Annotated in this window: 14 protein-coding genes; 10 read left to right on the top strand and 4 right to left on the bottom strand. The window is 35.9% G+C overall.

Annotation, left to right across the window (positions count from 1 at the left end; all coding sequences use genetic code 11):
* Positions 1-81 precede the first annotated feature (81 nt).
* Positions 82-351 (top strand): UPF0223 family protein, encoded by a 270-nt coding sequence (locus AB1279_RS07880; RefSeq protein WP_336483235.1) that lies wholly within the window; start codon positions 82-84, stop codon positions 349-351.
* Between the two features lie 82 nt (positions 352-433).
* Here AB1279_RS07880 and AB1279_RS07885 read toward each other — a convergent pair whose 3' ends face one another.
* On the bottom strand, positions 434-1,060 hold the full coding sequence (locus AB1279_RS07885) for a YktB family protein (RefSeq protein WP_429758353.1): 627 nt from the start codon (positions 1,058-1,060) through the stop codon (positions 434-436).
* A gap of 206 nt (positions 1,061-1,266) precedes the next feature.
* Here AB1279_RS07885 and AB1279_RS07890 point away from each other — a divergent pair, with 206 nt between their 5' ends.
* Together AB1279_RS07890 and AB1279_RS07895 are read left to right on the top strand one after the other, a co-directional pair.
* On the top strand, positions 1,267-1,455 hold the full coding sequence (locus AB1279_RS07890) for a hypothetical protein (protein WP_035429204.1): 189 nt from the start codon (positions 1,267-1,269) through the stop codon (positions 1,453-1,455).
* 88 nt (positions 1,456-1,543) lie between these two features.
* Positions 1,544-2,332, top strand: a complete 789-nt coding sequence (locus tag AB1279_RS07895) for an inositol monophosphatase family protein (RefSeq protein ID WP_429758354.1) — start codon at positions 1,544-1,546, stop codon at positions 2,330-2,332.
* Positions 2,333-2,399: 67 nt separating this feature from the next.
* On the opposite strand, the gene AB1279_RS07900 is transcribed toward AB1279_RS07895, so the two are convergent.
* Complete coding sequence (locus tag AB1279_RS07900; protein ID WP_336483232.1) at positions 2,400-2,579, bottom strand: DUF5325 family protein; 180 nt, start codon at positions 2,577-2,579, stop codon at positions 2,400-2,402.
* A 142-nt stretch (positions 2,580-2,721) separates the two neighbouring features.
* Here AB1279_RS07900 and typA point away from each other — a divergent pair, with 142 nt between their 5' ends.
* From typA to AB1279_RS07915, 3 genes are all read left to right on the top strand, one after another.
* On the top strand, positions 2,722-4,566 hold the full coding sequence (gene typA, locus AB1279_RS07905) for a translational GTPase TypA (RefSeq protein WP_429758355.1): 1,845 nt from the start codon (positions 2,722-2,724) through the stop codon (positions 4,564-4,566).
* Positions 4,567-4,740: 174 nt separating this feature from the next.
* Positions 4,741-5,043, top strand: a complete 303-nt coding sequence (locus AB1279_RS07910; RefSeq protein ID WP_429754107.1) for a YlaH-like family protein — start codon at positions 4,741-4,743, stop codon at positions 5,041-5,043.
* 14 nt (positions 5,044-5,057) lie between these two features.
* Positions 5,058-5,333 carry a hypothetical protein gene (locus AB1279_RS07915; protein WP_429754108.1) on the top strand — a complete coding sequence of 92 codons (276 nt, stop codon included), beginning with the start codon at positions 5,058-5,060 and terminating at the stop codon, positions 5,331-5,333.
* Positions 5,334-5,705: 372 nt separating this feature from the next.
* Here AB1279_RS07915 and AB1279_RS07920 read toward each other — a convergent pair whose 3' ends face one another.
* Positions 5,706-5,906 carry a YlaI family protein gene (locus AB1279_RS07920; RefSeq protein ID WP_429758356.1) on the bottom strand — a complete coding sequence of 67 codons (201 nt, stop codon included), beginning with the start codon at positions 5,904-5,906 and terminating at the stop codon, positions 5,706-5,708.
* Between the two features lie 257 nt (positions 5,907-6,163).
* On the opposite strand from AB1279_RS07920, the gene AB1279_RS07925 reads away from it, so the two are divergent.
* Together AB1279_RS07925 and AB1279_RS07930 are read left to right on the top strand one after the other, a co-directional pair.
* Positions 6,164-6,619 (top strand): pyridoxamine 5'-phosphate oxidase family protein, encoded by a 456-nt coding sequence (locus AB1279_RS07925; RefSeq protein WP_429758357.1) that lies wholly within the window; start codon positions 6,164-6,166, stop codon positions 6,617-6,619.
* A gap of 314 nt (positions 6,620-6,933) precedes the next feature.
* Complete coding sequence (locus AB1279_RS07930; protein WP_336483227.1) at positions 6,934-8,262, top strand: PhoH family protein; 1,329 nt, start codon at positions 6,934-6,936, stop codon at positions 8,260-8,262.
* A 278-nt stretch (positions 8,263-8,540) separates the two neighbouring features.
* Here AB1279_RS07930 and AB1279_RS07935 read toward each other — a convergent pair whose 3' ends face one another.
* Positions 8,541-9,038 (bottom strand): peptidyl-prolyl cis-trans isomerase, encoded by a 498-nt coding sequence (locus AB1279_RS07935; protein ID WP_429754111.1) that lies wholly within the window; start codon positions 9,036-9,038, stop codon positions 8,541-8,543.
* Positions 9,039-9,191: 153 nt separating this feature from the next.
* On the opposite strand from AB1279_RS07935, the gene AB1279_RS07940 reads away from it, so the two are divergent.
* Positions 9,192-9,476 (top strand): YlaN family protein, encoded by a 285-nt coding sequence (locus tag AB1279_RS07940; RefSeq protein WP_429754112.1) that lies wholly within the window; start codon positions 9,192-9,194, stop codon positions 9,474-9,476.
* Between the two features lie 139 nt (positions 9,477-9,615).
* On the top strand, positions 9,616-10,782 hold the full coding sequence (locus AB1279_RS07945) for an FtsW/RodA/SpoVE family cell cycle protein (protein ID WP_429754113.1): 1,167 nt from the start codon (positions 9,616-9,618) through the stop codon (positions 10,780-10,782).
* Positions 10,783-10,833: the final 51 nt, after the last annotated feature.

Genomic DNA, 10,833 nt, shown 5'->3' on the forward strand with positions numbered 1-10,833 from the left:
AAAGTTTCGCTTTATAGTACCTATGATTATGAAGAGGAACAAATACAAATTAGGGCGAAATGGAATAAATGAGGTGTTATCATGGAATATCAATATCCAATTGATTATGATTGGTCAACGGAAGAAATGGTTGCAGTAATTAAATTTTATGAAGCAATTGAACAAGCTTATGAGAAAGGATTAAAGAGAGAAAATCTTATGAGCTTGTATCGCAATTTTAAAGAGATTGTACCAGGGAAAGCAGAAGAAAAGAAAATCGACAAAGAATTTCAAGAAGTGAGTGGTTATTCCATCTATCGAACAATTCAAAAGGCGAAAAATTTAGAAGAAGAAGATATTGTGAAAATGTAAAAAAATTTTGAAAAATAAATTATGAAGTGTTATAATGTAATAACAACTAAAAACGGACAATACATGTATTGTCCGTTTTGCTTTATCGATTACAAATTTTATATAAAGGAAGGAGTGAGTGCAGCGTCGTTTCGATTTTTTTAATAAATTGTTCATCAGTAAGATTTGTAAACTCTTCTGGAGGCATATGAATTCCTACTAATAACTCTGCCTTTTTTACGGTAGATAGCCGCTCGATCATTTCCTGTAACTCTTCTAATTGAAGGGTATCATGAAATTTTACATCAGGCTTAGTATGGTCAATGGACCAAACGAAATCATTTGGTATATTCGTTTTTAAATCATTTAAATGTTTTAAAAAGGCATGAGCCGCTTCCATTTTTTGTGGGCACTCATAAATTAATCCAAAGTATATAAAAGCATGTGTACCCCATAATCCAATTTGAAAATGTGGCAACATTTTATATCCGCGTTTATTTGTTGAAAATGCAACCCAAGTATCGTTTGGTGGATTGACTTTACGACGTGCGTGTTTTGCTACATGATAGAAAAAGGATTCACCTGTTTCTTTCGTTAAGAAATGAGCAAATTGTTCACCGAGTGCTTCTAACTTCGGATGAATGTTCATTTTAATTCCAGCCATTCTTTCTTCTAGACCATCCACAGAGAACACTGTAAAATCTTTTTCTTTGAAAGTTTTTGATGTCATGGTTGTTCCTCCAACTCCTAGTTTGTTTCTATTCTAGCATAGCTTGTACAATTCATAAAAAAGAAGCTTATAAAAAATTTTCAGATAAAAATATAAATTAGTTGCATAGATGATTTATCCCACATAATATAGTATAAAACAAAAAATCAGAAAATTAAGTAAATTTTAGTTGAGGGCAAACGAATATTGGGAGGAGGCAAACGAATATGAGACAGGTAATTAATGCATTAAAAAGAACAGATGCGGAGAAGAGAATTCCGGTGCTGCGTTTAGAATTAGATTATGAATTAGCAACTCTATATGATGCGATGATGGAAAATGATGATATGAAAAAAGAAGAATGTATGAAAAAATTAGAAGTGTTAAGACTTGAAATGATTCGGTTAGAGGCGTAATAATAGTGTATGTATAAAAATTTAGTTGGTGCGAACCTTATAAAGGGTTCGTTTTTTCTGTGAATTGTACAGATCGGAGTGTTTAAATATGCAAGAGGTGTGGAAAGAAATTGATGTACATGCAAAACAATGGATAAAAGAAGCTGGACGACACCTTGTTTCATCGCTGAAGCAATCTCTTATTATCGAAACGAAGTCAAATGCCTCAGATTTAGTAACGAATATGGATCGGGAAATTGAACAGTTTTTTATCGAGAAAATTAAAGATACCTTTCCAGAACATTATATTCTTGGAGAAGAAGGATATGGAGATGAGTTAGCTTCATCAGATGGGGTTGTGTGGTTAATTGATCCGATTGATGGCACGATGAATTTTGTTCATCAAAAGCGAAATTTTGCAATTTCAATCGGCGTATATGAGAACGGTATCGGAAAAATTGGTCTCGTATATGATCCAGTTCATGATGAGTTATATCATGCGCAAAAAGGTGCAGGAGCATTTTGTAATGATATAGAAATTCCATTATTGCAGCCAAGTCAAGTGTCTTTAGGGGTTGTTGCTGTAAATGCAACGTGGCTTACTGATAATCCTCGTCTTGATATGAGAAAGATGGCACAGCTTGTAAAAAGGGCAAGAGGAACACGTTCGTATGGTTGTGCAGCACTTGAAATGGTATATGTAGCGACAGGGAGATTGGATGCGTATGTGACGCCTCGTTTATCTCCATGGGATTTCGGCGGAGGAATGATTATTGTAGAAGAGGTTGGAGGCAAAGTAACGACCTTTAATGGCGATCCACTTCGAATTATTGAGAAGAGCAGCGTTCTCGTTGCAAGACCAGGCGTATATGAAGAGGTATTGCAATATGTACAATAAGAGTATAAAATCCATAGAAAAAACAAAAAAGTAAGAGGCATAGAAAATCGCTTCTTACTTTTTGTTGTTATCGTAGTTTACGCATTTTTCGTTTTGTTATAAATCCGTATCCGATTGTAAAAATCGTACCGATAATGCAAATAATAGCACCGATTGGGCTGTTCTCAGCAATCATAATTCCAATACCAATCATAAAAATAACGCCAATGATAGCTGTGAATAAAAAGCGATACTGAATCTGTTCCATATATTTCACCCTCCAAATTTCATTGTACTTTCACAAAAGTGAGAATACAACTATATTTTCATTCTTGATTTTATTTTGATTGCCATTGTATCCCCTTCGCTCTTATAATAGAGAAGGATTAAAAAGACACTAGGAGTTGGACATGTTGAAAAAACGAGAAGATTTACGAAATATAGCAATTATCGCCCACGTTGACCATGGTAAAACAACACTTGTTGACCAGTTATTACGTCAAGCGGGGACGTTCCGTGCGAATGAACACATTGAAGAACGCGCAATGGACTCAAATGATCTAGAAAGAGAACGTGGTATTACAATTTTAGCGAAGAATACTGCGATTCACTATGAAGATAAAAGAATTAACATTTTAGATACACCTGGTCACGCTGACTTCGGTGGAGAAGTAGAACGTATCATGAAAATGGTTGATGGTGTTCTACTTGTTGTTGATGCATATGAAGGTTGTATGCCACAAACACGATTTGTTTTAAAGAAAGCTCTTGAGCAAAACTTAACGCCAATCGTTGTTGTAAACAAAATTGACCGTGACTTCGCTCGCCCTGATGAAGTAGTTGATGAAGTAGTCGACTTATTCATTGAACTTGGTGCAAACGAAGATCAATTAGAGTTCCCGGTTGTATTTGCATCAGCAATGAACGGAACAGCAAGCTTAGATTCAAATCCAGCAAACCAAGAAGAGAATATGAAATCATTATTTGACACAATCATTGAACATATTCCAGCACCAGTTGATAACAGCGAAGAGCCACTTCAATTCCAAGTAGCACTTCTTGATTATAATGATTATGTAGGTCGTATCGGAGTTGGTCGTGTATTCCGCGGTACAATGAAAGTAGGACAACAAGTTGCATTAATGAAGGTTGATGGAAGTGTAAAACAATTCCGTGTAACAAAATTATTTGGTTACATGGGATTAAAACGTCAAGAAATTGAAGAAGCAAAAGCTGGAGACCTAGTAGCTGTTTCTGGTATGGAAGACATTAACGTAGGTGAAACGGTATGTCCAGTTGAACATCAAGAGGCATTGCCGTTATTACGTATTGATGAGCCGACACTACAAATGACATTCCTTGTAAATAACAGCCCATTTGCAGGTCGTGAAGGTAAATATATTACATCTCGTAAAATTGAAGAGCGTCTTCGTTCACAATTAGAAACAGATGTAAGTTTACGTGTAGATAATACAGATTCTCCTGATGCATGGATCGTATCTGGACGTGGGGAATTACATTTATCTATCTTAATTGAAAATATGCGTCGTGAAGGTTATGAACTACAAGTATCTAAGCCTGAAGTAATTATTAAAGATGTTGATGGCGTAAGATGTGAGCCTGTAGAGCGCGTACAAATCGATGTTCCTGAAGAATACACTGGTTCTATTATGGAATCAATGGGTGCACGTAAAGGTGAAATGTTAGATATGGTGAATAACGGAAACGGTCAAGTTCGCCTTACTTTCATGGTTCCAGCACGTGGTTTAATTGGTTACACGACAGAATTCCTAACATTAACTCGTGGTTATGGTATTTTAAACCATACATTCGATTGCTACCAACCAGTACATGCTGGACAAGTGGGTGGACGTCGCCAAGGTGTTCTTGTTTCACTTGAAACAGGAAAAGCATCACAATACGGTATTATGCAAGTTGAAGATCGCGGTGTAATCTTCGTTGAACCAGGTACAGAAGTATATGCTGGTATGATTGTCGGAGAACATACACGTGAGAATGATTTAACAGTTAACGTTGTAAAAATGAAACAACAAACTAACATTCGTTCTGCGACGAAAGATCAAACTTCAACAATGAAAAAACCACGCTTAATGACTTTAGAAGAGTCATTAGAGTACTTAAACGAGGATGAGTTCTGTGAAGTAACTCCAGAATCAATTCGTCTTCGTAAAAAGATTCTTGATAAGAGTGAGCGCGAAAGAGCTGCTAAGAAAAAGAAATCTGTAGAAGCTTAAGTAATGTAGAGCTGCCTTTTGATAAAAGGCAGCTCTTTTATTGTGATTATTTTTTTGAAAATTCGATTTTTGTTGTGGACAGTACTTTTTTTGCAGGGTACTCTTATAGTAGGTAAATTGGAAATGAAATAGAAAAAGTTGTTATTCATCTGCGTGAGTAAGGGGGAAAGTGTAGTGTTTGAAAAAATGTCATTTTTTGCAAAGTTGTACAATGTAGATGTCAATCCAGAAGTGGGGATGTGGTTGCTTTACGGTACCATTATTATATTTAGCATTATTGTTTATAATTTAGGGTTTGCTAGAAAATTACCTTTATTAAAGAATGTAGTAATTTATACTGTATTAATACTTGGTTGTACTATTTTAACGTTTTTTGCTATCTTTCTACCAATAGGAGAGGGACTTGTTGTAGCAATTATTATACTTGGTATGTATAAATTACGTTTACGTCAAGCGAAACAACAAAAAGCAAGCTAAAGGGGTAATGTAAAATGCGTTTTGTGCAAGATGCATTATATAATTGGTTAACGATTAAAATTGTTGCAGAAGCTCGCCCATATGATGAGGCTGCGCAAGAAACATATATGTTTTTTCATAATATGTTACTTGAAGATTATCAGTTGAAACATGTTACGGTAGAAAAAAAAGAAGATATGTATTTTGTTACATATGAAAAAGAAGGGGAAAAGAAATCAACTCGGTTTCCACTTGAACTGATTGATTGTTTTTTAGACCAGATGAACCGTGAGCCAGAAAAATATAAATAAGCTCTTATCATATTTGATAAGAGCTTATTTATATGGTGCACATAGTTATCGCGTCACATAGTAAATGGCCATCAGTCTACTATAGAGTGATGTTTGTTTTTATATTTCGGATAGCAAGGGCCTGAGTGGTCCAACTAACCATTAGTGAGGGATGAAAAAACTACTGATGGAAGTTTCATTTTATTATTACCATTGTTTAAGAGGAATAGAGAAAGGTGGTAAAGAGAAAAGTTATCTAGGAAAACGAATGGCCCTAACGATAGGAATAAAGTCTACAATAAAGACAGGTATTATATGATATGCGCAATTATTTTTAGTAAAATTTCTATAGTTATTCTACTTGTAATTACAGCATATACTCCTTTTAGTAGATTACCATTCATCCTCTATTGTTTTATCGCGATACAGTCTAAAGTGCCCTGTTGCTTTTCGTTCCAAAGTACGTTCTGTAATACGATCGGTACATTGTTTGCACATATATGTATGAATAGGACGGTTACGAATCCGTTTCGCTATTGGATTTTCGTCATTTAAATCTTCTTTTTTATCACAAAGAATACATTTGACTCTCATTTCGTCACCTCAGCACAAGTTCTATCGTACTTTAGTATATCATGTGTGTTAGATATTTTTGAACTATAGAAGAAAAAATAAATATTTTCGCAATTCGAAAAATAGGTTATTATATAAAGTGAAACAACTATTAGCAAGGAGCTTGAATTCTTGCTGATGGTTAGTTGAACCGTATAGGTATAGTCCCACCTTCTTGTAGTGGGAGTCTTCTTGCCTGTTAGAGCGGAATCAGTATAGATGATTATGGAGGTGGAAATATGGCAAACATAGTAGAACCAACATTAACAGCTATCTTAATGCAAGTGTTGCGTGAAGAACGTATTGTAACAATTGCAACGACTGATTTTGAAAAAGGTGTTCCAAATGTAAATGCAATTTCATGGGTATATGCAATGGATGAAAAATCTATCCGTTTTGCAGTGGATCAACGCTCGCGCATTGTAGAGAATTTACGTCATCATGCAGGACTGGTTCTTACCGTTATGGCGAATGAATCTGTATATTCTATTAGTGGTGAAGCGATTATAAAATCAGAGCGGATGGAAGGTGTGCCGCTTAAATTAACGTTAATTGAAGTTTCTGTGCAAGAGGTGCGTGACGTAATGTTTTACGGTGCGAAACTTGCTATTGAACCAAAATATGAAAAAACATACGATCTTCGCGCTGCAGCAAAATTAGATAACCAAGTTTTATCAGCGATGAAAGATGTGTGAAAAAAGGGTGGGCAGCAAAGAAAGTTGTTCATCCTTTTTCTTTATCCCATTAATCGCGGATAGTAAGTCTCTTGCTTTAAGGTTTTGAGAAAACGAAGAAGGTAGGTGAGGTACCTGCTAGCATACATCTGATTTGTTCAACTCACTATAAGTGGGGGGTGAAAAAATCCATTTATGGAAGTTTCACTTTATATTTCAAGTGATTTCTATTCTATCTCGTTTGTACCGTACATATAATTATAACAATGGTTCGTCCATAATATGGATGAAACCCTTGTTCTACAAATTTTATGGTGGAGTCAGGGGGGGAAAGGTTGAATAAAATTTATGTGTTAGATACGAATGTGCTTTTGCAGGATCCGTTATCTATTTTTTCTTTTGAAAATAATGATGTAGTCATCCCAGCTGTTGTGCTAGAAGAAGTAGATTCAAAGAAACGTTATATGGATGAAGTGGGAAGAAATGCACGCTACGTATCAAAACTAATAGATAAATTTCGCGAACTTGGAAAACTGCATGAAAGTATTCCTCTCGAAAACGGGGGGACGTTTCGGATTGAGCTAAATCATCGTTCATTTGTTCAGTTACAAGATATTTTCGTAGAGAAAACAAATGATAATCGTATTTTAGCTGTTGCCAAAAATTTATCATTAGAAGAGCAAGAAAAAGAAGATGGAAAATCTGTCATCCTTGTAAGTAAAGATGTGCTTGTAAGAGTGAAAGCTGATGCGCTAGGTTTACAAGCTGAAGATTACTTGAGTGATCGCGTTACTGAAGTAGAAAATATATATACGGGTTTCTTAGAGTATTACATACAAAAAGAGATTTTAAATCGTTTTTATGAAAAAGGAGAACTACCTCTTTCTGAAATTGCAAATCACCCTTTTTATCCAAATCAATTCATTGTGATGAAGGATGCTTTAGGGGGATCTAGTTCAGCTCTTGGCATTGTTGATCATTCGGGGAAAAAAATGAAAAAGCTTATTTTTCCGAATGAGCAAATTTGGGGGATTCGTCCTCGAAATGTACAGCAAATTATGGGGATGGAATTATTACTACGTGAAGATATTCCTCTTGTTACATTGACTGGAAAAGCAGGAACCGGGAAGACATTATTAGCATTAGCTGCGGGGCTTATGCAAACAGAAGATTTGGGGATGTATAAAAAGCTACTTGTAGCAAGACCGATTGTTCCAGTTGGAAAAGATATTGGATATTTACCAGGAGAGAAAGAAGAGAAGTTAAGGCCTTGGATGCAACCTATTCACGATAATTTAGAATATTTATTTAATACAAAAAAACCTGGAGAATTAGATGCAATTTTAGCGGGGATGGGTTCTATTGAAGTGGAAGCTTTAACATATATTCGCGGACGGAGTATCCCAGAGCAGTTTATTATTATAGACGAAGCTCAAAATTTAACAAAACATGAAGTAAAGACAATCCTAACGCGTGTTGGAGAGAAAAGTAAAATTGTTTTAATGGGAGATCCGCAACAAATTGACCATCCATACTTAGACGAATATAATAACGGCTTAACATATGTGGTAGAAAAGTTTAAAGAACAAAAAATTAGTGGACATGTGAAATTTGTGAAAGGTGAGCGTTCTAATTTAGCACAACTAGCAGCGGATTTATTGTAGGGGAGAGTGGTGAAAAGCCACTCTTTTTTGTTTATCCCACATTAACTGGCAGTAAGCCCCCCCACCTCAAGGATGAGAGAAGATCGTTGTCCGGCCCTAGTGACTAAAATCTTCGATTGTTTCGCCTCGTCCGAGGAGGCGGGCGTCCTGCGATTCTGGGCGAGCCGCTTACGCTTTTCTACAGAAGATAGGTGGGGGATAACTGCTGGCATGCGCCCGATTGGTGAGAGCTAACCATCAGTGGGGAATAAAAAAACCCCACTGATGGAAGTTTCACTTTACACAATGGTAAACTTTCGGATATATCGAATTGGATCATTGACATTAGAGCTATCTCCAAAATAAAGATGAACAGGACCATCTTCTTTTAGCGGTTTTCCGTTTTTAGAAAAGCCGAGAATAGCATCCTTTGCTTTTTGTAATGGAATAGTTGTAATGCCGGTTTCTGTATGAATTTCTACATGAGTTGCATCGCTGGAAATTTCAGTATTTTGTAAAAAAGGTAAGAATGGTATACCGAATGTCCCTGTAATAATTTTCTCTTTTTCAAATCTTGCAATGCTTTTATTGACAGGCGGGAAAATAGCTCCTTCTCTAATTTCACGATCCCAATGTTTAGATGCTTGCTCAGTATAATGTGCTAATTCATTTTTTGTTTCTTGTGGATTTGTAAAGTATGTTGTTAAGTCTACTTTTCGATCATCAAAAATCCAGACACTTGGATCAATTGTAATTGGAAAGCGTACATTTCCGTTAATAAATAATATTTCACTCATTATTGTTCCCCCATTTGTCTTATACTCCCACTTTTCAGTATAATAGGACTAAGGACAATTGTCACAGGAAATGTTTCTATTGCAATTTATGAAAACTATCGCTAATATTAGTAGATAGGATAGGAGAGTAGGACGGAAACGGAGGGAATCAATTTGACGTCTGAGACAGTAACAAATCATCAGGAAAAGGCACTTGCCCTTCTACAAGCTGATGCAGAGAAAATTCTAAGACTTATTAAGGTGCAAATGGATCACCTTACGATGCCGCAATGTCCATTATACGAAGAAGTGCTCGATACACAAATGTTTGGCTTATCCCGTGAAGTTGATTTTGCGGTTCGTCTTGGTCTCATTGCGGAAGATCAAGGTAAGGAAATATTAGGAGAATTAGAACGAGAGCTATCGGCACTGCATGAAGCTTTTACAAACAAACAATAATAGCTGGTTCAAATAAGGAGCTCAAACTGAATCAGTTTGAGCTTTTTTTGTGCAAAAAATGATTTTCCTGAAAAGCAGGAAGAACACAAATACATATGGAATACAACTGTTAAAAAAGAAAAGAGAAAGAGGATTTTGAATGAAAAGAGTTTGGAAGTCCATAGATTATTCTTTAGTGCTTCCTCTTGTTATCGTATGCGTGCTCGGAGTCATTATGGTGTATAGTGCCAGTTCTATCGTTGCGATTACAAAATATGGATACGCGAGCGATTACTTTTTTCGTTCGCAGCTTAATAAACAAATACTAGGGACAATCATATTATGTGTTGTTATGTCCCTTCCTTTTCAATTCTGGAGAAAACGAATTGTTAACGTTTTTATTGTTTTTGGTAGTATTCTAATGCTCTGTTTAGTATTGTGGAAAGGAAAGGTTGTAAACAATGCTCAAGCATGGATATTTGGAATGCAACCAGCTGAGTTTATTAAAGTTGGTGTTATCATTGTATCAGCTCGCTTTTTGGCAAAACGTCAAGAGACGAATACACCAATTTGGCATGGAGCAGGTAGTACGGCTATTTTTTTACTTTTAACCTTTTTATTAATTTATAAGCAGCCAGATTTAGGAACAGCTTTGTTAATTTTAGGGACAGTTGGAATTATGTTCCTCTGTTCGGGTATACAAATTGGACGCTGGCTAAAGCGTGTGACTTTTTCATCTGTTATTTGGGCACCGCTATTATATTTTATTGGTAAACATAGTTTATCACCTGTTCAGATTGCCCGAATTACAACAGCAATCAATCCCTTTAATGATCCGCAAGGTAAAGGCTTCCAATTGGTTAATTCATTTGTTGCAATTGCTTCAGGTGGAGTTGGTGGACGAGGATTAGGAAATAGCATTCAAAAGTACGGCTATTTACCAGAGCCGCATACAGATTTTATTATGGCAATCGTTTCGGAAGAACTTGGTTTTATAGGCGTGGCGATTATCTTAATCGCATTATTAGTGATTGTAATTCGTTCTTTCCGAATTGCTCAAAAATGTAAAGATCCATTTGGGAGTTTTTTGGCGATTGGTATAGGAAGTATGATAGGTGTGCAAACTGTTGTAAATTTAGGTGGAATTACAGGGTTATTGCCTCTTACTGGTGTACCGGTTCCGTTTATCAGTTTCGGAGGAAGTTCTTTATTAGCGAATTTACTAGCAATGGGGATTTTGTTAAATGTAGCTAGTTCTGTAAAACAACAAGAAATAAGAGTTGAGCAACAGCCTAAACAAGAGAGACATCTCGTTGTTGTAAAATAAAGAAGCTTTGTATAAGTGTACAAAGCTTCTTTTTTTGCAAAATTTCACAAA

This window comes from Bacillus sp. S14(2024) (assembly GCF_050473785.1).
In the GTDB taxonomy this organism is placed as follows: domain Bacteria; phylum Bacillota; class Bacilli; order Bacillales; family Bacillaceae_G; genus Bacillus_A; species Bacillus_A yunxiaonensis.

Excerpts from the sequence above, each read along its gene's own strand:
- AB1279_RS07890 (WP_035429204.1), top strand. The coding sequence starts at position 1,267 with ATGAGACAGGTAATTAATGCATTAAAAAGAACAGATGCGGAGAAGAGA.
- AB1279_RS07900 (WP_336483232.1), bottom strand. The coding sequence starts at position 2,579 with ATGGAACAGATTCAGTATCGCTTTTTATTCACAGCTATCATTGGCGTT.
- AB1279_RS07885 (WP_429758353.1), bottom strand. The coding sequence starts at position 1,060 with ATGACATCAAAAACTTTCAAAGAAAAAGATTTTACAGTGTTCTCTGTG.
- AB1279_RS07925 (WP_429758357.1), top strand. The coding sequence starts at position 6,164 with ATGGCAAACATAGTAGAACCAACATTAACAGCTATCTTAATGCAAGTG.
- AB1279_RS07920 (WP_429758356.1), bottom strand. The coding sequence starts at position 5,906 with ATGAGAGTCAAATGTATTCTTTGTGATAAAAAAGAAGATTTAAATGAC.
- AB1279_RS07935 (WP_429754111.1), bottom strand. The coding sequence starts at position 9,038 with ATGAGTGAAATATTATTTATTAACGGAAATGTACGCTTTCCAATTACA.
- AB1279_RS07945 (WP_429754113.1), top strand. The coding sequence starts at position 9,616 with ATGAAAAGAGTTTGGAAGTCCATAGATTATTCTTTAGTGCTTCCTCTT.
- AB1279_RS07915 (WP_429754108.1), top strand. The coding sequence starts at position 5,058 with ATGCGTTTTGTGCAAGATGCATTATATAATTGGTTAACGATTAAAATT.
- AB1279_RS07880 (WP_336483235.1), top strand. The coding sequence starts at position 82 with ATGGAATATCAATATCCAATTGATTATGATTGGTCAACGGAAGAAATG.
- AB1279_RS07895 (WP_429758354.1), top strand. The coding sequence starts at position 1,544 with ATGCAAGAGGTGTGGAAAGAAATTGATGTACATGCAAAACAATGGATA.
- typA (WP_429758355.1), top strand. The coding sequence starts at position 2,722 with ATGTTGAAAAAACGAGAAGATTTACGAAATATAGCAATTATCGCCCAC.